The sequence below is a fragment of the Xanthomonas campestris pv. phormiicola genome, assembly GCA_025666215.1.
Classification (GTDB): domain Bacteria; phylum Pseudomonadota; class Gammaproteobacteria; order Xanthomonadales; family Xanthomonadaceae; genus Xanthomonas_A; species Xanthomonas_A campestris_A.
In genome coordinates this window covers 3,617,508-3,636,020 of sequence record CP102593.1, presented here as the reverse complement: position 1 = coordinate 3,636,020, position 18,513 = coordinate 3,617,508, and the positions used below count along the sequence as shown (strand labels likewise).

Here is an 18,513-nt window from a genome sequence, read left to right as displayed (position 1 = left end):
GCGGCGCCTTTTTCCCATTGCGCGCCGGCCGTCGCGGCCGGCGTGCGCGCACGTTCTGATTCGAGGATCCGCATGGACAACATCGCACTGGCCGTCATCGGCGGCACCGGCGTCTACAAACTCGCGCAACTGGATGACGTGGAGACCCGCCAGGTCGACACCCGCTACGGCAGTCCGTCCGGCCCGATCCGCATCGGCACGCTGCTCGGCCACCGGGTCGCGTTCCTGGCCCGGCACGGCGAGGGCCATTCGCTGCCGCCGCACAAGATCAATTACCGCGCAAACCTTGCGGCGCTGCAGCAAATCGGCGCCACCCGGGTGCTCGCGCTCAACACCGTCGGCGGCATCGGCGAGCGCTTCGGGCCGCGCGTGCTGGCCTGCCCGGACCAACTCATCGACTACACCTGGGGCCGCGTGTCCACGCTCAGCGAGGAGCCGGGCAGCGAGGTGCTGCACGTGGATTTCGGCCACCCGTATTCGCCGATGCTGCGCAGCAAGGTACTGGCCGCCGCGCGCGTGACCGGCGCCAAGGTGGTCGATGGCGGCTGCTACGGCGCCACCCAGGGACCGCGATTGGAAACGATTGCAGAGATCGCGCGGTTGCGCCGCGACGGCTGCGATCTGGTCGGCATGACCGGCATGCCGGAAGCGGGCCTGGCGCGCGAATTGGGCCTGGAATACGTGTGCCTGGCGATCGTGGCCAACTGGGCCGCAGGCTGCGGCGACGCGCAGGAAATCACCCTGGCCGAGGTGCTGGCGAACGTGGAGGCGGCGTCGGCGGGGCTGCCGGAGCTGATCGGCGAACTGGCGCGCGGGTGATTGTCTTCGTTGCGCAAGCTTTGCATACTCCGCCGGTGCGGGATGCCGCACAACCACCACCCATTCATTGCACAAGGTCTCGCATCACCATGCCGAACGGTACCGTCAAGTGGTTCAACGACGCCAAGGGATTTGGCTTTATTTCACCGGAAGACGGCAGCGCCGATGTATTCGCGCACTTCTCCGCGATCAATTCCAAGGGCTTCCGCAGCCTGCAGGAAGGACAGCGTGTCAGCTATGACGTGACCCAGGGTCCGAAGGGCGCGCAGGCCTCCAATATTACGCCTGTCGAGTAAATCGCTTGCTCGGCTGAGCTGTTTTTGAGCCCCGCTCCGGCGGGGTTTTTTATGGATGGCGATACCGCTGCGGTGTCGCCCGCAATCGGTGGATGCGATGAAGCAACGGATGCGGATCGGCATCGTCGGCTACGGCACGGCGGGCCAGGCGCTGGCGCTGCTGCTGGCGCGCGACGGCCATCGGGTGCAGGTGTTCGAACGCGCGCCGCAGCCGGGTCCGGTCGGCGCCGGGTTCCTGCTGCAGCCGACCGGGTTGCAGGTGCTGTGGCGGATCGGCCTGCTCGAGCAGGCGCTGGCGCATGGCGCGCCGGTGCGGCGCCTGTACGGCGAGACGCCGTGCGGCCGCGCGGTGATGGACATGCGCTACCGCGATCTGGATACGCGCCTGTTCGGGCTGGGCATGCAGCGCGGTGCCTTGTTCTCGCTGCTGGCGCAGGCGTGGGACGGTTATGCCGAGCTGCAGCGCGACACGCGCATCGTCGCCATCGACGACGGCCTGCGCCGGGTGCAGGACCAGCATGGGCGCTGGCATGGCCCGTTCGATCTGGTGATCGCCAGCGACGGTTCGGCCTCGGCGTTGCGCGCGCAGGTGCAGGGCACGCGCCTGGATCGGCTGTATCCGTGGGGCGCGCTGTGGTGCCTGTTGCCGCGCGGCGACTGGGCCTTCGCCGACGAACTGCGCCAGCGCTACGTGGCCGCGCGCAAGATGATCGGGCTGCTGCCAGTCGGTACCCGGCCCGGCGATCCCGAGCCGCGCATGAGTTTCTTCTGGAGCCTGCCCACCGCCGATTTCGACGCCTGGCAGGCGCGCGGCATGGAGGCGTGGCTGGACGAGGTCGCGCAGCTGTGGCCGCAGGCGCGCGAGCGCCTGGCGCAGGTCTGCGAGCCGGCGCAATTGGCACGGGCCAGCTATCGCGACGCGGTGCAGCAGCGCTGGTACCGCGGCCGCCTGGTGCTGGCCGGCGACGCGGCGCATTCGATGAGCCCGCAGCTGGGGCAGGGCGTCAACATGGCGCTGATGGATGCGTGGGTGTTGAGCGAGAGCTTGCGTGTAGCCCCGGACCTGGACGCGGCGCTGGCGCGCTACCAGGCGCAGCGGCACGCGCACGTGGCGGTATACCAGTTCTGGAGCCGCTGGCTGACCCCGCTGTTCCAGTCCGAGCGCGACCTGGTGGCGCGCGTGCGCGACCTCGGCATGCGGCCGGCCGGGCGCATGCCGGGCGGTCGCGGGCACATGCTGCGCGTGCTCAGCGGTACCCAGCACGGGTGGTTCGGCAAGCTGCCGCTGGAGCCTGGATTTCTGCAGGCGCTGGCGGAGACGGCGGCAGTGCCACGGATTGCGGCGGGGCACGCGCAGGGCGAACAGGTGCAGTGAGCCAGTGCGTTCGTGCAGGTGGCGAACGACGTTGTTTCTGCGATCGGTCGACCTGTTGCGATGCCGCGGCGCCAGCGCTTTCTTGTGGGAGGGACTTCAGTCCCGACGCTTTACCGATAACGCGTCGGGACTGAAGTCCCTCCCACAGGGCGCGATCGGCGTATCCGGGGGGCGCGCTATTTCATTGCCGCCGGCAACGCCAGCGTCGCGCCTTCGACGCAGACGACCAGGCGTTCGTCCGGGTCCAGGATCGGCACCACGCCGGCGGTGAACTGCGAGAACGCGGGCAGCACCGTCATCCGCTCGCGCAGCCAGAAGGCCGGCCAGCGTTGGCGCATGCCGGGCAGCTTCGCCAGCGGATGCAGGTGTCCGCACAGCACGTGCAGGTGCGGGTGCGGCGCCGGATCGTGGCGCAGCGCGAACGGGCCGTCCTCGACCTGTTCGCCGAGCAGCGCGATGTCCAACCCGGCGCCGGCCAGCGCGCGGTCGTGGTTGCCGGCGATCGCGGCCACGCGCAACTGCGGATGCGCGGCGCGCCAGGCGTGCCAGTCGCGTTGCCAGGCGGCCGCGGGCGCGGCGCCGTGCAGCACGTCGCCGAGGATCCACAGTTCCTGCGCGTCCTGTGCCTGCAGCAGTGCGGCGAGGCGTTGCAGGTCCAGCGCGGTGCCGCCGCTGGGCAGGCCGATGCCGGCGCGGCGGAACACGTCGGCCTTGCCCAGGTGCAGGTCGGCGATCAGCAGCCGCCGGCGCGCCGGCCAGTACAACGCGCGTTCGCCGAGCAGAGTCATCGGCTCGCCGGCCAGGCGCCAGTCCAGTTCAGCGCGCATGGCGTTGTTCCAGCTGCGCGGCGGCGCGGGTCACCCGCGCCTTCCAGTCCTCGGTGCTGAGCTGGCCGCGGATGCTCTCGGCCCACAGCGGGAACGACAGCGGGGTCAGGCTGCGCGGCGTGTACACGGCCAGATCGCGCCCGGCGCAGTCGTGCAGGGTGGCGGCGAGCCGGGTCAGTTCCATCTCGCCCTGCAGCACTTCGCGTTCGGCCTGCGCCAGCAGCAGGTGCCCGGGATCGAAGCGGCTCAGCACGTCGTACAGCAGGCCGCTGGAGGCCTGCAATTGGCGCAGGCTGCGCGGCGTGCCGCCGGGCAGGCTCGGCGGCAGCAGGCCGGATACGCGCGCGATCTCGCGGAACTGGCGCCGCGCCAGTTCGCCCAGGTTGAGGCTTTCGCGCAGGTCCTCGAACAGATGCTCGGGGCTGAGCAGTTCGCGCAGCAGGGGTTCATCGGCGACCACGTCCTGCGCCGGCGACAGCACCAGGCCGTAGTCGTTGGCGGCGAAGCTGAAGGTATTGCGCTGGCGCCGGCCCCAGCGCAGCGCCAGCAGCGCGGCCAGGCCTTCGTGCACCTGGCGCCCGGCGAACGGATAGACGAACACGTGGCGGCCATCGCGCGCGCGCACGCTCTCCACCAGCAGCCGCTGCGGCGACGGCAGCGCCGACAGCGCGCGCTGCAGGCCGAGCAGCGGCGCCAAGGCGCGCAGTTCCTCCTCGCCGCGCGGCTCGGCGAACACCGCTTCCACTTCGCGCGCCAGCGCCGAGGACAGCGGCATGCGCCCGCCCATCCATTTCGGCACGCTGCCGTCGCCGCCCTTGGCCAGGCGTACGTAGGCGGTCATGTCTTCCAGCCGCACCAGTTCCAGCAGGCGTCCGGCGAATTGGAAACGGTCGCCACGGCGCAGGCGGCCGACGAACTGCTCTTCCACCGCGCCGAGCCGGCCGCCGCGCAGGAAGCGCACCGCCACGCTGCCATCGCTGGTGATGGTGCCGATCGACAGGCGATGGCGCAGCGCGATGCGGCGGTCGTGCACGCGGTACACGCCGTCCTCGTCCAGCACCACCTTGCGGTAGTCCGGGTACTGCGCCAGCGCACGGCCGCCCTGCACGACGAAGTCCAGCACCGCGGCCCAGGTGGACGCATCGAGCGCGGCGAACGCAGCGGTGCCGCGGATCTCGTCGAGCAAGGCATCGGCGCGGAAGCCGCCGCCCAGCGCGCAGCTCACACAATGCTGCGCCAGCACGTCCAGCGACAGCCGCGGGGACGGGCGCGATTCGATGCGGCCGTGGGCGATGGCGCGGCGCGCGGCGGCGTACTCGACCAACTCCAGCGCATGCGAGGGCACGCAAAGCACGTGGCCGGCCTCGCCGGGACGGTGCCTGGCGCGGCCGGCGCGCTGCAGCAATCGCGCCACGCCCTTGGGGCTGCCGATCTGCAGTACCTGGTCGACCGCGGGAAAATCCACGCCCAGGTCCAGGCTCGAGGTCGCCACCACGCAGCGCAGGCTGCCGTCGCGCAGGCCTTGTTCGGCGGCGCGGCGCAGCGCCGGGTCCAGCGAGCCGTGGTGCAGGGCCAGCGTCCGCGTGTCTTCCGGCCATACCGATTCCAGCGCCTGGTGCCACAGTTCGGCCTGCGCGCGGGTGTTGGTGAACAGCAGGCTGCTGCGCAGCGCGAACAGTTTTTCCAGCACCCGCGGCAACTGCGCCAGGCCAAGGTGGCCGGCCCAGGGGAAGCGCTCGCCGCTGGCCGGGGCCAGCGTTTCCAGGGTCAGCGTGCGCGGCTTGACCCCAGCCACGATCGGCGCATCCGCCACGTGCGGGAGCAGCACATCGCGGGCCTCGTCCAGATTGCCGAGCGTGGCCGACAGCCCCCAGGTACGCAGCGCCGGCGCCCAAGCGCGCAGCCGCGCCAGGCACAGCTGCAGCAGCACGCCGCGCTTGTTGCCGAGCAACTCGTGCCATTCGTCGACGATCACGCAGCGCAGCGTCGCCAGCTGCGGCGCGGTGTCCGGATAGGACAGCAGCAGCGCCAGCGATTCGGGCGTGGTCACCAGCACGTCGAGCTTGCCGCTGCGCGCCAGGCGCTTGTCGCGCGCGCTGGCATCGCCGGTGCGCAGGCCGATCTGCCAGTCCAGGCCCAGCGCTTCCGCCGGTTCGCGCAGCGCGCGCAGGGTGTCGGCGGCGAGCGCGCGCAGCGGGGTGATCCACAGCACTTTCAGCGCGCGCTGCGCTTGCCGGCGCGCGCGCGTGGCCGGTGCCGACGTGCTTGTGCTGGCGGCAGCCTTGCTGCGGCGCGGCGCCTTGCGTGCGGCCGCCTGCAGCGCCGCCTGTTCGCGCAGGCCTTCCAGCAGCGGGCCGCCGAACGCGGCCAGGGTCTTGCCGCTGCCGGTGGGCGTGTGCAGCAGCCCGGAGCCGCCGTCCAGATAGTGCTGCCACAGCGCGCGCTGGAATGGCAGCGGTTGCCAGCCCTGCGCGGCGAACCACGCGTACAGCGGCGCATCGGCCGGGCGCTTGCGCGCCTGTGGCGTCATCGCGCCAGCGCCTGCAACGTGGCCAGCCGGTCGGCCTCGGCGAACGGCTTGTCGTGGCGCCAGCGCAGGATGCGCGGGAAGCGCACCGCGATGCCGGACTTGTGCCGGCTGCTCTTGTTCACCGCCTCGAAACCGAGTTCGAACACGTGGTACGGCGTCACCGCGCGCACCGGGCCGAAGCGCTCGGTGGTGTGCGCGCGGATCCAGCGGTCCAGCGCCAGGATCTCGCTGTCGTCCAGGCCCGAATACGCCTTGGCCACCGGCACCAGTTGCGCGCCGTCCCACAGTCCGAAGGTGTAGTCGGTGTACAGCGTGCTGCGGCGGCCGTGACCGGCCTGCGCGTACAGCAGCACCGCGTCGATGGTCAGCGGTTCGATCTTCCACTTCCACCAGTCGCCGCGGCGGCGCCCGGATTGGTAGGGCGACGCGGCGCGCTTGAGCATCAGCCCTTCCACGCCGCGCTCGCGCGAATCCTCGCGCAGCGTTGCGGCGTCTTCCCACGAGGCGGCCTGTACCTGCGGCGACAGCACGATGCGCGGATCGGCATGCGCAGCGAGCAAGGCCTGCAGCTGCGCGCGGCGCTGCGCCAGCGGCTGCTCGCGCAGGTCGATGCCGTCCAGCTCCAGCAGGTCGTAGGCGAGCACCCGCGCCGGCGTGTCGGCCAGCGTCTTGGCGCCGGGCTTGCGGCGCTGGATGCGGGTCTGCAGCGCGGTGAACGGCAGCGGCGCGATGTCGCCGTCGCGCCAGCCCAGCAGTTCGCCGTCGATCACCGCATCGCGTGGCAGCGTGGCCGCGGCGGTCTCGATCTCGGGGAAGCGGCCGTCCAGGCGTTCCTCGCCGCGCGACCACAGCGCCGTCTCGCCGGCGCGGCGGATCAACTGCAGGCGGATGCCGTCCCACTTCCATTCCAGTTGCCAGTCGTCGATCGCGCCCAGCGTGGCCACGGCGTTTTCCAGCGGCGAAGCCAGGAAGAACGGGTAGGGCTGCTGGCGGTCGCTGGCCAGCACCTCGTGCGACAACAAATCTTCCAGTGCGGCCGGGGTCGGCGACCACGCGCCGAGCATGCGCTGGGCGATGCGCGCGATGTCGATGCCCGACATCGCCGCCAGCGCCTGCTGCACCAGCCGCTGCGACACGCCCACGCGCAGCGCGCCGGTCAGCAGCTTGTTGAACAGCAGGCGCTCGTCGAACGCCAGGCTGCGCCAGCCGGCCAGTACCGCGGCGTGGCGCGCGGCCTCGTCCTGTGCGGCGACCGGAAGCAGGCGTTCCTCGATCCAGTCGCGCAGCGGCGCCGGATCGGAGGCTGCGGCCGGATCGTCGAGCAACAGGGTCAGGGTTTCGGCGAGATCGCCGACATGGTCGTAGCTGTCGTCCACCAGCCAGCCGGGCAGGCTGCTTTCCTGCGCGATCCACTCGCGCAGTTCGCGGGTGTTGGCGATGCGCCGCAGCTTGCCGCCGCTCAGCAGCCAGATCGCCCAAGCGGCATCGGCCGGCGGCGCCTGTTCGAAATACGCGACCAGCGCGGCGCGCTTGTCCAGCGTCGCGGTGCTCTGGTCCAGCTGCCGGTACAGCGCGGCGAAGCGCTTCATTCCTCGGCACCGTAGTCGGTGCGGAACGCTTCGGCCGCCACGCCGCGTTCGTTCAAGGCGCGGATGATCGCATCGGTGTTGCCGTGGGTGGCGATGACCCGTTGCGCACCGGTCTCGGCGATGGTGCGCAGCAGGTCGGGCCAGTCCGCATGGTCGGAGACCACGAAGCCGCGATCGTAATTGCGCCGGCGGCGGTTGCCTCGCAGCCGCATCCAGCCCGAGGCGAAGCCGAGTTGCGCGTGGCGGAAGCGGCGCAGCCACGGACTGCCCGCCGCCGACGGCGGCGCCAGCACCAGTTGCCCGGCGTAGTCGGCGCGCTTGTCCAGCTCGGCGACCGGCCGCGTGTCCAGCATCGCCACCCCGGCCTCGCGGTACACCGCCACCCCGGCCGCTACGGCGCCGTGCAGCAGCGCCGGCTGGTCGTCCCACGGCTGCAATTCGGCCAGCACTCGCTGCGCCTTGCCCAAGGCGTAGCAGAACAGCACCGCGGCCTCGCCGCGTGCGGCGCATTCGCGGCGCCAGGCGACGATCTCGCGCGCCACCGCGGCGGTGTCCGGCCAGCGGTATACCGGCAGGCCGAAGGTGGCCTCGGTGATGAAGGTGTCGCAGCGCACCACTTCGAACGCCGCGCAGGTCGGGTCGGGCTGGCGTTTGTAGTCGCCCGAGGCCACCCACACTTCGCCGTCCACGTCGATGCGCACCTGCGCCGAGCCGAGCACGTGCCCGGCCGGATGCAGCGACACCGTTGCTGCGCCCAGCGCGAAGCGTTCGCCGTAGTCATAGGCCCGGTAGGCCTGGTCGCCGAGGCGCCAGCGCAGGATCGGCAGGCCGGCGGCGGCGCAGTGGTATTCGCCCATGCCGGCGCGCGCGTGGTCGCCGTGGCCATGGGTGATGACCGCGCGCGGCACCGGCCGCCAGGGATCGATGTGGAAGTCGCCGGCGGGGCAGTACAGCCCTTCCGGGCGCAGCACCACCAGGTCCTGGGAGGCGGGATTCGGCATGCCCGCCACTGTGTCCAACGCGGTGTGCAGGAGATGAGAATCCAGGCTGAGCGATTCACCGTGCGCGCGCGGATCGGCCACAATGCGGCACGCGCTTCTGGGAGGGAGATGCATGCAAACCGAACTGCCCGCCTTCGCCACGCACGTGGTCGACAACCAGCCGCCGCCGTTCGAGCCGCGCGACCTGTGGGCCGACGATGCGGTGCTGCGCGCCGCGGTCGCGCGCGAAGGCGGCGACGCGTTCGCCGCGCAGCTGGCGACGTACGGCGCGCTTGCCGGCGACACGCTGTACCGGCTCGGCTTCGACGCCAACCGCGACCGGCCGCGGCTGCGCACGCACGACCGCCACGGCCACCGCATCGACACGGTCGACTTCCATCCGGCCTACCACCAGCTGCTGGAGGCGGCCAAGACGCACGGCGTGGCCGGTCTGTCCTGGCATACGCCGCAGCCGGGTGCGCACGTGGCGCGGGCGGCGCTGAGCTACCTGCATCATCAGGCCGAGGCCGGCACCAGTTGCCCGCTGACCATGACCCATGCCGCGGTCGCGGTGCTGCGCCAGGAACCGGCGCTGCGCGACTGGGCGGACAAGGCCGCCGCGCCGCACTACGACCCGCGCGACGTGCCGATCGCCGACAAGGCCGGCATCACCCTGGGCATGGGCATGACCGAGAAGCAGGGCGGCTCGGACGTGCGCAGCAATGCCACCATCGCCACCCCGCTGGGCGCCGAGGGCGAATACGCACTGGTCGGACACAAGTGGTTCTTCTCTGCGCCGATGTCCGACGGCTTTCTGGTGCTGGCGCAGGCGCCGGGCGGATTGAGTTGCTTCCTGCTGCCGCGACGCCTGGCCGATGGCCGGCTCAACGCGCTGCGGCTGATGCGCTTGAAGGACAAGCTCGGCGACTGGTCGAACGCGTCTAGCGAGGTGGAGTTCGCCGGCGCCTGGGCGCAGCGCATCGGCGCGGAAGGGCGCGGCGTGGCGCGCATCATCGGCATGGTGATGCTGACCCGGCTGGACTGCATGCTCGCCGCCGCCGCGCAGATGCGCATGGCGCTGGCGCAGGCGCTGCATCACGCGCGGCACCGCCTGGTGTTCGGCAAGCGCCTGGTCGAGCAGCCGCTGATGCGCAACGTGCTCGCCGATCTGGCGCTCGAGTGCGAGGCGGCCACCGCGTTCGCGCTGCGCGTGGCGCGCGCGGTGGATGCGGCCGAGCGCGATCCGGCCGCAGCCGCGTTCGCGCGCATCGCCACCGCGCTGGGCAAGTACTGGCTGTGCAAGCGCGCGCCGACCTTCGTCAACGAAGCGCAGGAATGCCTGGGCGGCGCCGGCTATGTCGAGGAATCGATCCTGCCGCGGCTGTACCGGCAGGCGCCGCTGAATTCGATCTGGGAAGGCAGCGGCAACATCCAGTGCCTGGACGTGCTGCGCGCGCTGGCGCGCGAGCCGGCCAGCGCGGCGGCGCTGTTGGTCGAGCTGGAAACGGCGGCAGGTTTGCACCCGGACTACGACAAGGCGCTGGACGCGCTGCGCGCGCCGCTGGCCGGCGACGGCGAGGTGGACGAATACGCCGCGCGCCGCATCAGCGAGCGCATCGCGCTGGCGTTGCAGGCTGCGCTGTTGTTGCGCAGTGCCAGCCCCGCTGCCGACGCGTTCGTGCGCAGTCGCCTGGCCGGCGCGCACGGGCTGGCGTTCGGGACGCTGGAGGGGGGCGTGCCGGTCGAGGAACTGCTGGCGCATGCCTTGCCGTAAGCGTGCGGCATGGCTGCGCACCGTACCCTCACCCCAACCCTTCTCCCGGTGGGAGAGGGGCTAGGCTATTCGCGAGTCCCGAGTCCCGAGTCCCCGCCTCAATGCCGCGTCCCGCGCTTGCCGCCGCCCTTGGCCTGGGTCGCTTCCACCGACAAGGTGAAGCTGCGTTCCTCGCCGTCCAGCATCGCGCCGACGCCGACCAGCTGGCGCTTGATCTCCTCGCCGCGGCCGTTGCGGATCGTCACCACCACCGTGTACTCCCACGCGGTGCCGTCGGCGGGATGCTGGATGGTGCCCTGCACGCGCAGCGGCACCGTCGCGGTCGGCGCCGATTGCTGCAGCACCGCCGAGTCGAAGCGCAGGTGGTGCTTGCAGGCCGGGCAGACGCTGGCGCTCTCCAGGATCGTCGCCTTGCAGTGCGGGCAGGTCCGGGTCGCCCCCGGGGTGCCGGGACGCGGCGTGCTCATGCGCCGGCGTCGGGCTCCGTGGCCTTGCCGCCCTTGCGGCCCTTGTCATCTTCCCAGCCGAAATCGGCCTGGCCGCGCATCCGCGCGCCAGAGGCCACGGTCAGCGAACCGGCCTTGACGTCGCCGATCAACGCGCCGGACGCCAGCAGCTCCACCTGCGAGGCCGATTCGATGTTGCCTTCCAGCTCGCCGGCGATGATCACCTTGTTGGCGCGCACGCCGCCGCTGAGCTTGGCCCCGGTCTCGATGGTCAGGTCGCCCTGCACGTTGACGTCGCCCTTGAACTTGCCGGCGATGCGGATGTGGCCGGTGCCTTCGATCTTGCCTTCGATGGTGATGTCGGCAGCGATCAGCGACTCCTTCGCCGCTGGCGCTGCGGCGCGTACCGGGAGGGGAGCGGCCGCGGCGACGCCGACCGCGGACTCGCCGGGCGCCGGTTCGGTGACCGGCCGCGGTTCCGGCACGGCGCTGGTGCCGGACGTGGCGGGCAGCGGCAGGCCGTCCTTGCGCGGGGTACCCTGATCTTTCCAGATGGACATGCGAAGACGTCTCCAGTCGGGGGAACGCCGACTATCGCCGCTCTACCGCTCAGTTTTTGTGACAATCATCACTAAAGCGCGCTTCGTGCGCCGCGATCGGGTCCACGGCCTGCAAGGCGATCGCATGGGCACTTTGCCGCATCCGGCGGCCCGTGGGGCAGGCACCAGGGCGCAGCGCGCCTTCCCCTCGCGATTCGCCTGGCCTCATCCCATCCCGTCCAGCGCCGGATCGAACTGCTGCAGCTGGTTGCGGCCGCTGCGCTTGGCCCGGTACAGCGCCGCATCGGCCTTGCGCAGCAGGGTGGTGGCGACCACGCCGTCGCGCGAATAGCTGGCCAGCCCGATCGAGAGCGTCACCCCCGGCAGCGCCTGGCCGTCCAGCGTGGTGCTGATCTGCTGCGCGGCGCTGCGGATCTGCTCGGCGATCGCCAGCGCCGCCTCGGCGCCGGTTTCCGGCAGGATCACGGTGAATTCCTCGCCGCCGTAGCGGCAGGCGATGTCTTCGCCGCGCAGCCGCGAGGCGAGCATCTGCCCGACCGCGGCGAGCAGGCTGTCGCCGCCGCCATGGCCGTGCAGGTCGTTGAAGTGCTTGAAGTGGTCCACGTCCAGCATCAGCAGCGACAGCGGCACCGCGCGGCGGGCGCAGCGTGCCAGTTCGTGGTGCAGCGACGCCTCCAGGTAGCGGCGGTTGAACAGGCCGGTGAGCGGGTCGCGGATCGACTGCAGGCGCAGCGATTCGCGCAGGCGCAGGTTGCTCAGCGCCAACGACAGCTGCTCGGCGGCGGCCTCGGCGATGGCGATGCGCGGCAGCGGCCCGGGGCCGGGACCGGCCAGGAACACGAAGCCCAGCTGCGTGCCCTGCGCGGACAACGGAATGCAGGCGCTGCTGGCGCCGACCGCCTGCGGGTCGTCGAGCAGATGCGCGCACGCCGAGTCGTGGCGCAGCGCGTGCACGAAGTGCGCCTTGTCGCGGCGCAGCGCCCAGCTTTCCTCGGGCGCCACCGCCGGTTCGCTGCGCACCGGCGCCTGGCCCCAGGCGACGGTGGATTCGGCGCGATCCCGCGACGCACGCATCAGGTAGACGTTGCCGCCGGCATCGGGCATCAGCGCGGCGAGCATGCGCGCGGTCACCGCCAGCGCTTCCTTGGGGTCCACGCAACTCTGCAGCAGGCCGGTGTAGCGGCTGAGCGCATTGAGGTCGGCGCTGGTGCGCTCCAGGTCGTGGATGCTGGCGGCCAGCTTGTCGTTGGCGACCGAGGCGGCCTGCTCGGCGTTGCTGCGGCTGCGCAATTCGCGAAACAGCAGCGCATAGACCACGCCCACGCTGCCCAGGCCGAACGGGATGCCGGCCAGGGCCAACGCGAGCAGCAGATCGGAACTGCGTTGATTGGAACGGTCGCGGCTCTGCAGCAGCTGTTGCTCCAGTTCGGTCATCTGCTGCACGTGTTCGCGGATCGCGCTGGAGTCCTTGAACACGCTCGGCGCCATCGCGCGCTGCAGCGCATCCGCGCCGGCGCGCTGGTACACGTCGAGCATCTAGCTGCGGCGCTGCGGGACTGCGACAGCAGCGCGGCGACGACGGTCGTGCCTGGGCGGGGCGGCGGCGCGGTCCGCGGCGGCGCCCGCGACCCGCCGCCTCCCGCGCGCTGCGCGGGTGCGGCGGGTGCCGGTCAATGCGTTTCTTTGTCGCCGTTGTGCGGGTCTTCGTTGGCGTTCTCGCGCGCCTTGTCGGCGAGCTTCTGCGCCGCGCTGGCGGTCGCCTCGCTGGCATTGGCAGCCGCTTCCTTGGCCGCGGCCGACGCGTCCTGCACCGCCTCGGAGTTGGCGGCGCGATGCGCGGCGTCGCGGGCGTCGGCGGCGACTTCGCGGCCGGTCTGCGCGGCCTCGTGGGCGGCTTCCTTGGCCGCTTCGCCGGTCTGCTCGGCGGCGACCTTGGCGTCGCGCTGCGCCTGTTGCGCTTCCGGGCCTTGGCAGGCGGCCAGCGCCAGGGCGCCGAGTAGGGCCACTGCCACGATCGGGGTCTTGGTCATGCGCGTTCTCCATTGCGGGGTGATGCGGCGCAGCCTAAGCGGGCGCGGATGCAGCCGGCGTCAATGCCGGCGCGCGGCGCCGGCTCGCGTTCAGGTACGCCGCCAGCGCAGCAGCCGGCGCTGGTGCAGCAGATCCCACGACCACAAGGCCAGCGCCAGCGCCGCACCAATCTCGCCGGAATGGAGCAATGCCAGCAAACCTTTGAACAGGCTGGGGATCACGAAGATCGTCCACCAGGTGCTGCGCACGCTCAGGCGATATTCCAGGCCACGTCGCCGCCACACCCGTGCGATCGACAGCAGCAGCGCGAGCATGGCGACGATGCTGCCGGGGATGCGCTGTCCGGCGCCGTGGATCAAGCCCAGGCCGATGCCGACCAGCAACGGAATGAACAGCAGCCGCAGCCACGGCGGCGCCGGCGAGCGATTCGCCGATTCCGGTTCGCTCTGCCAACGCAGCAGCATGCCGACCACCAGCCACACCGCCCACAGCGCGGCGATCGTCACGGCGGCCATGCCGCTGCGCGACAAAGCGAACGACATCGGCACCGGATCCGGCGACAGGGCGCTGGCGGCGGTGGCCAGGACCACGACGATGGCCAGCAGCAGCGCGGCTGCGGCACATCGCGCCAGGCCGACCAGCAGCCGCGCGCGGGTCAGGTAGCCGGCGTCGGTGGCGCGCATCCAGAAGCCGATCTGCTGCCGGTCCAGCGGTGCCGGCAGGGTGTCGAGACGGCCCTGGTCCAGGCGCAGCAGCAATTGCCGCAATGCCCGCGGCCGTCCCGGCATCAGGCCCGTCCATAGCGCCTGCGGCAGCGCCAACGGACGCGTCAGCTGGCGCATCAGCGCGGGGACCCGATAGCGTTTGTCGCCGGCCGGATACACCCGCCGGGCAAGGGCGTGCGCGTTCCCCGGCTGCATTTCCCAGGCCAGGTGCAGGCGCTCCTGCAGCAGTGGCAGCGTCTGCGCGGCGCTACCGGCGGCGATGTCGTCCAGGCCGAAGAAGCCGAGCAGGATCGCGAAATTGTCGCGCTGGATCGGCGGCATTCGCTGCTGCAGTCGATGGCACAGCAGCCAGCCGACTTGAGCCTTGTCGCGCAGCGACCATAGCGTGGGCTGCCGTTCCAGCCAGTGCTGCAGCGCCTGCGGCTCGGCGCGCGCGGCCAGGGCGAGCAGTTCGTCGCACAGCGCATCCGGATCGGGCGCGGGCAGCGGGGGAGGCGGCTGCGCCACGTTGGCTGGCACTGGCGGCGGCGGCGGTGGCGGTGGCGGCGGGCGTTGCTGCTGCGCCAGGCGCGGGTTGTCGCCGTCGGTATCTGCGGCGAGCCGCTCGGCATCGGGGAAATCGCTGTCGGTGGCGGAGGCTGCTGCCGGATCCGGCTGCGCGTCGCGGCGATCGTCGCCCTCGCCCTCGCCCTCGCTGGCGCCAAGGCCGGCGGCAATCGTCGCGGCTTCCGGAACGGCGCGAGCGTCGTCGTCCTCAACGTCCTCAACGTCCTCAACGTCCTCAACGCCCTCAACGTCTTCAACGCCCTCAACGTCTTCAACGCCCTCAACGTCTTCGTCGTCCTCGTCGCTGCGCGACCGCGCCCAGGCCAGTGCGGCCTGGTAGGCCGCGTGCAGTTGCTGGAAACCTTCCGGGTCGGTATCCGGGCGATGCTGGCGCAGCAGCTTGGCGTAGCTGCGCTTGATCGCGGTTTCGTCGGCATCCGGCGGCAGTTGCAGCCACCGCAACGCCCAGTTCAAGCGCGCCGCTCCAGTGCGTCCAGCGCCTCGCCGAGGCGCTGGCGGTGGTCGTCGATCAGGCGCAGGTCCTGGGTGTCGAGCGCGCCACGGAAGGCGACGATCCAGGCCTGGATCTGTTCGCGCAGGTCCAGATATTCCTCGTACATGCGTTCGGCGCGCGCGAGCAGGCTCAGGTTGTCCTGCTGTTCGCGCGGATGGATCTTCAACGCCTGCAGCGCGGCCAGCCGTTCGCGGATCTGCCCGGCGCTGAGCAGGCCGGGGTTCTGCTCCAGGATCAGCTCGTGCTTGAGGCCGCTGTGGTGCTCGGTCACTTCCACCTGCAGCAGGCCGTTGTTGTCGTAGGTGAAGCGGGTGGTGACGCCTTTCTCGGCCTTGGGCAGGTGCCTGGGCAGCGGCACCCGCAGTTCGCCGAGCTTGATGTTCTTGGCCACCAGCGGGCTCTCGCCCTGGTAGACGTCGATCACCAGGTGTTCCTGCTCGTCGTGGATCGGGTAGAAGCTGTCCTCGCGGCTGATCGGCACGGTGCTGTTGCGCTGGATGATGGGATGGAACAGGCCGGTGCGTAGCTGGCCTTGCGCGTCGCGCGAGGCGACCTCGGTGCCGAGCGTGTACGGACACACGTCGGTGAGGATCACTTCCTCCAGCGCGGCATCGCGCGCCTTCATCCCGGCCGCCACCGCCGCGCCCAGCGCCACTGCCTGGTCCGGGTTGATGTGGCGCATCGGCAGCCGTCCGAACATGCGCGTGACCAGCCTGGCGACCAGCGGCATCCGCGTCGCGCCGCCGACCAGCACGATCTCGTCCAGCTGCGCGGGTTGCAGCCGCGCATCGCGCATCGCCCGTTCCAGCGGCGCACGCATGCGCTGCACCAGCGGTTCGGCCAGGTGGTTGAAACGTTCCTCGTGCAGCGTCCAGTGCAAGGCCTGGCCGGCCACGCCGATCTGCACGGTCGCCTCCTGGCCGCTGGACAGCTCGCGCTTGGCCGTTTCCAGCCGCCGCCGCAGCTGCCCGCTTTCCTGCACGCTCAGCGCCTGCGGCGCGAGCGCGTGGTCGGCCAGGAACGCCTGCAGCAGCAGTTCCAGGAAATCCTCGCCGCCGAGGAAGTTGTCGCCGGCGCTGGCGTGGACCTCGATGACGCCTTCGAACATCTCCAGGATCGACACGTCGAAGGTGCCGCCGCCCAGGTCCAGCACCAGGAAGCGGCCGTGGCCTGCGCGTTCCTGCAGGCCGTAGGCGAGGGCGGCCGCGGTGGGTTCGTTGATCAGCCGTTCGACGCGGATCCCGGCCAGTTCGCCGGCGGCGCGGGTGGCCTTGCGCTGGGCATCGGAAAAATACGCGGGCACGCTAATGACGGCTTCGCGCACTTTTTCGCCGAGCGCGGCTTCGGCGTCGGCCAGCAACGAGCGCACCACCATCGCCGACAGTTCTTCCGGGCGGAAGCGATGCTCGCCCAGCACGGTCTCGCGGTCGCTGCCCATCCAGCGCTTGAACGCCGCCACGCTGCGCTGCGGGTGGCTGACCAGACGCTCGCGCGCGGCCTGGCCGACCAGGATGCCGCTGTCGTCGACACTGACCACCGACGGGGTCAGCAACGCACCGAGCGCATTGGGAAACAAGCGGCTGCCTTGCTCGAAATAGGCGCCGATCAGGGAATGGGTGGTGCCGAGGTCGATGCCGACGATCATTGGTTTGGCAGGTCCGTTGCGAAAAATACGGTGGAGAGTGGCGCCGGGTGGACGGCGGCCGCGCCAGCCAATCATAGCGTCGGCCGAAAGCCCGACCCAGTGCTCAGCGCGGGTGTCGCGCATGCATCTGGCAAGTCGCAGGCAAAGAAAAAGCCGCTGGCGAACCAGCGGCTTCTTCAGACGTGCCTGAAGCGAGAAGTGATTACTTCTTGGCTTCTTCGGCAGCGTCCTTGGCCTTGTCGGCGGTGTCGTCAGCAGCCTTGGCGGTGTCGGCAGCCTTGTCGGCAGCGGCATCGGTCGGGGCAGCGGCGGCGGCGGCCGAAGCGTCGGCAGCGGTGTTGGCGGCGGTAGCGGCCGTGTCGGCAGCAGCCTGGGCGGAATCGGCGGTGGCGGCACCGGCGGCCGAAGCCTGGTCGGCAGCAGCCTGCGCGTCGGTGGCGGCTTCGTTAGCCGAAGCAGCGGCGTCCTGCGCCTGCTCCTGCTTCGAGCACGCGGCCAGGGCCAGGCCCAGGGCCATTGCGATCAGCAGCTTGTTGATGCTCATGTGTGTCTATCCTCGTCGTTTAGTTAGGCAACGCGCTATTGCGCGCCCTCACCATGATGACAAGCCAAAGTCGGCTGTCAAGCGCATGCGCATTCATTTTTGTGTTTCAAGGGTTAATCCCAATCAAATCAATTCGATGGCGACCGCCGTCGCCTCGCCGCCACCGATGCACAGGGTGGCGATTCCGCGGCGTCCGCCGCGCATGCGCAACGCGTTTAGCAATGTCACCACCAGCCGCGCGCCGGAGGCGCCGATCGGATGGCCGAGCGCGCAGGCGCCGCCGTTGACGTTGACCTTGGCCGGGTCCAGTCCCAATTCCTTGATCGGCACCATCGGCACCACCGCGAACGCTTCGTTGATTTCGAACAGGTCGACCTGGTCCAGGCTCCAGCCGACCTGTTCGAGCAGCTTCCTGATCGCGCCGACCGGGGCGGTGGTGAACCATTCCGGCGCCTGCGAGAACGTCGCGTGGCCGGCGATCCGCGCCAGCGGCGCGATGCCGCGGCGGGCGGCGTCGTCGGCGCTGAGCAGTACCGTGGCGGCGGCGCCGTCGGAAATGCTGGAGGAACTGGCGGCGGTGACCGTGCCGTCCTTCTTGAACGCCGGTTTCAGCGTGGGGATCTTGGCGATGTCGGACTTGCCCGGCTGCTCGTCGCTGGCCACCACCACCTCGCCCTTGCGGGTGGCGACGCGCACCGCAACGATCTCCGCATCGAACGCGCCGTCGCGCTGCGCGGCCTGCGCGCGCGTCACCGACTCGATCGCGTAGGCGTCCTGGTCCTGGCGGCTGAAGCCGAACTTCTCCGCGGTGGCCTCGCCGAACACGCCCATGGCCTGGCCGTCGTCGGGATTGGTCAGGCCGTCCCAGGCCATGTGATCGACCGCCTGGAAGTTGCCGTAGCGGTTGCCGGTGCGCGAGTTCGGCAGCAGGTGCGGCGCGTTGCTCATCGATTCCATGCCGCCGGCGACGACGATGCTGGCCGAGCCGGCCTTGATCAGGTCGTGGCCGAGCATGATCGCCTTCATGCCCGAACCGCAGACCTTGTTGATCGTGGTGGCGCCGGTGGCGTCGGGCACGCCGGCCGCGCGCGCGGCCTGGCGCGCCGGCGCCTGGCCGAGGTTGGCCGGCAGCACGCAGCCCATGATCACTTCCGACACGTCGGCGGCGGGGATGCCGGACTGCTCCAGCGCGGCGCGGATGGCGGCGGCGCCGAGTGCCGGCGTGGGCACGCCGTTGAACTGGCCCAGGAAGGCGCCGATGGCGGTGCGCTTGGCCGCGGCGATGACGATCTCGGTCATTGGCAAACCCTTA

At 71.0% G+C, this 18,513-nt stretch carries 16 protein-coding genes; 4 read left to right on the top strand and 12 right to left on the bottom strand.

The annotated features are described in order from the left end of the window. Positions 1-66: 66 nt before the first annotated feature. From NRY95_15075 to NRY95_15065, 3 genes are all read left to right on the top strand, one after another. On the top strand, positions 67-819 hold the full coding sequence (locus tag NRY95_15075) for an S-methyl-5'-thioinosine phosphorylase (GenBank protein ID UYC18598.1): 753 nt from the start codon (positions 67-69) through the stop codon (positions 817-819). An 89-nt stretch (positions 820-908) separates the two neighbouring features. Then, positions 909-1,115 (top strand): cold-shock protein, encoded by a 207-nt coding sequence (locus NRY95_15070; protein UYC15046.1) that lies wholly within the window; start codon positions 909-911, stop codon positions 1,113-1,115. 97 nt (positions 1,116-1,212) lie between these two features. After that, positions 1,213-2,490: an FAD-dependent monooxygenase gene (locus tag NRY95_15065; protein UYC15045.1), complete on the top strand. Its 1,278-nt coding sequence runs from the start codon at positions 1,213-1,215 to the stop codon at positions 2,488-2,490. A 176-nt stretch (positions 2,491-2,666) separates the two neighbouring features. Here the strand turns inward: NRY95_15065 and pdeM are convergent, their stop codons facing one another. From pdeM to NRY95_15045, 4 genes are read right to left on the bottom strand one after another with little or no spacing between them, the layout of a single operon-like run. Continuing rightward, positions 2,667-3,317, bottom strand: coding sequence for a ligase-associated DNA damage response endonuclease PdeM (gene pdeM / locus NRY95_15060; protein UYC15044.1), 651 nt, complete (start codon positions 3,315-3,317; stop codon positions 2,667-2,669). Continuing rightward, positions 3,307-5,847 (bottom strand): ligase-associated DNA damage response DEXH box helicase, encoded by a 2,541-nt coding sequence (locus NRY95_15055; GenBank protein UYC15043.1) that lies wholly within the window; start codon positions 5,845-5,847, stop codon positions 3,307-3,309. Before NRY95_15055 ends, pdeM begins: the two co-directional genes overlap by 11 nt. Beyond that, the gene (locus NRY95_15050) at positions 5,844-7,436 is read right to left on the bottom strand and encodes an ATP-dependent DNA ligase (protein UYC15042.1); all 1,593 of its coding nucleotides are present in this window, start codon (positions 7,434-7,436) and stop codon (positions 5,844-5,846) included. Before NRY95_15050 ends, NRY95_15055 begins: the two co-directional genes overlap by 4 nt. After that, on the bottom strand, positions 7,433-8,437 hold the full coding sequence (locus tag NRY95_15045) for a ligase-associated DNA damage response exonuclease (GenBank protein UYC15041.1): 1,005 nt from the start codon (positions 8,435-8,437) through the stop codon (positions 7,433-7,435). The genes NRY95_15050 and NRY95_15045 overlap by 4 nt, the downstream gene beginning before the upstream one ends. A 112-nt stretch (positions 8,438-8,549) precedes the next feature. On the opposite strand from NRY95_15045, the gene NRY95_15040 reads away from it, so the two are divergent. Beyond that, positions 8,550-10,190, top strand: coding sequence for an acyl-CoA dehydrogenase family protein (locus NRY95_15040; protein UYC15040.1), 1,641 nt, complete (start codon positions 8,550-8,552; stop codon positions 10,188-10,190). Between the two features lie 98 nt (positions 10,191-10,288). Here the strand turns inward: NRY95_15040 and NRY95_15035 are convergent, their stop codons facing one another. The 8 genes from NRY95_15035 to NRY95_15000 all read right to left on the bottom strand — a co-directional run bounded on the left by NRY95_15035 (position 10,289) and on the right by NRY95_15000 (position 18,500). Continuing rightward, entirely contained in the window at positions 10,289-10,657 is a 369-nt protein-coding gene (locus tag NRY95_15035; GenBank protein UYC15039.1) for a hypothetical protein, read from the bottom strand. Beyond that, positions 10,654-11,196 carry a polymer-forming cytoskeletal protein gene (locus NRY95_15030; protein ID UYC15038.1) on the bottom strand — a complete coding sequence of 181 codons (543 nt, stop codon included), beginning with the start codon at positions 11,194-11,196 and terminating at the stop codon, positions 10,654-10,656. The genes NRY95_15035 and NRY95_15030 overlap by 4 nt, the downstream gene beginning before the upstream one ends. 204 nt (positions 11,197-11,400) lie before the next feature. Continuing rightward, on the bottom strand, positions 11,401-12,732 hold the full coding sequence (locus NRY95_15025; GenBank protein UYC15037.1) for a sensor domain-containing diguanylate cyclase: 1,332 nt from the start codon (positions 12,730-12,732) through the stop codon (positions 11,401-11,403). Between the two features lie 134 nt (positions 12,733-12,866). Continuing rightward, positions 12,867-13,226, bottom strand: coding sequence for a hypothetical protein (locus NRY95_15020; protein UYC15036.1), 360 nt, complete (start codon positions 13,224-13,226; stop codon positions 12,867-12,869). Positions 13,227-13,316: 90 nt separating this feature from the next. Then, positions 13,317-14,972, bottom strand: coding sequence for a J domain-containing protein (locus tag NRY95_15015; GenBank protein ID UYC15035.1), 1,656 nt, complete (start codon positions 14,970-14,972; stop codon positions 13,317-13,319). After that, positions 14,969-16,657 carry a molecular chaperone HscC gene (locus NRY95_15010; protein UYC15034.1) on the bottom strand — a complete coding sequence of 563 codons (1,689 nt, stop codon included), beginning with the start codon at positions 16,655-16,657 and terminating at the stop codon, positions 14,969-14,971. Before NRY95_15010 ends, NRY95_15015 begins: the two co-directional genes overlap by 4 nt. A 202-nt stretch (positions 16,658-16,859) precedes the next feature. Then, on the bottom strand, positions 16,860-17,201 hold the full coding sequence (locus tag NRY95_15005) for a hypothetical protein (GenBank protein ID UYC15033.1): 342 nt from the start codon (positions 17,199-17,201) through the stop codon (positions 16,860-16,862). Positions 17,202-17,324: 123 nt separating this feature from the next. Continuing rightward, the gene (locus NRY95_15000) at positions 17,325-18,500 is read right to left on the bottom strand and encodes a thiolase family protein (protein ID UYC15032.1); all 1,176 of its coding nucleotides are present in this window, start codon (positions 18,498-18,500) and stop codon (positions 17,325-17,327) included. Positions 18,501-18,513: the final 13 nt, after the last annotated feature.

Excerpts from the sequence above, each read along its gene's own strand:
- NRY95_15070 (UYC15046.1), top strand. The coding sequence starts at position 909 with ATGCCGAACGGTACCGTCAAGTGGTTCAACGACGCCAAGGGATTTGGC.
- NRY95_15065 (UYC15045.1), top strand. The coding sequence starts at position 1,213 with ATGAAGCAACGGATGCGGATCGGCATCGTCGGCTACGGCACGGCGGGC.
- pdeM (UYC15044.1), bottom strand. The coding sequence starts at position 3,317 with ATGCGCGCTGAACTGGACTGGCGCCTGGCCGGCGAGCCGATGACTCTG.
- NRY95_15055 (UYC15043.1), bottom strand. The coding sequence starts at position 5,847 with ATGACGCCACAGGCGCGCAAGCGCCCGGCCGATGCGCCGCTGTACGCG.
- NRY95_15050 (UYC15042.1), bottom strand. The coding sequence starts at position 7,436 with ATGAAGCGCTTCGCCGCGCTGTACCGGCAGCTGGACCAGAGCACCGCG.
- NRY95_15045 (UYC15041.1), bottom strand. The coding sequence starts at position 8,437 with ATGCCGAATCCCGCCTCCCAGGACCTGGTGGTGCTGCGCCCGGAAGGG.
- NRY95_15040 (UYC15040.1), top strand. The coding sequence starts at position 8,550 with ATGCAAACCGAACTGCCCGCCTTCGCCACGCACGTGGTCGACAACCAG.
- NRY95_15035 (UYC15039.1), bottom strand. The coding sequence starts at position 10,657 with ATGAGCACGCCGCGTCCCGGCACCCCGGGGGCGACCCGGACCTGCCCG.
- NRY95_15030 (UYC15038.1), bottom strand. The coding sequence starts at position 11,196 with ATGTCCATCTGGAAAGATCAGGGTACCCCGCGCAAGGACGGCCTGCCG.
- NRY95_15025 (UYC15037.1), bottom strand. The coding sequence starts at position 12,732 with ATGCTCGACGTGTACCAGCGCGCCGGCGCGGATGCGCTGCAGCGCGCG.
- NRY95_15020 (UYC15036.1), bottom strand. The coding sequence starts at position 13,226 with ATGACCAAGACCCCGATCGTGGCAGTGGCCCTACTCGGCGCCCTGGCG.
- NRY95_15010 (UYC15034.1), bottom strand. The coding sequence starts at position 16,657 with ATGATCGTCGGCATCGACCTCGGCACCACCCATTCCCTGATCGGCGCC.
- NRY95_15005 (UYC15033.1), bottom strand. The coding sequence starts at position 17,201 with ATGAGCATCAACAAGCTGCTGATCGCAATGGCCCTGGGCCTGGCCCTG.
- NRY95_15000 (UYC15032.1), bottom strand. The coding sequence starts at position 18,500 with ATGACCGAGATCGTCATCGCCGCGGCCAAGCGCACCGCCATCGGCGCC.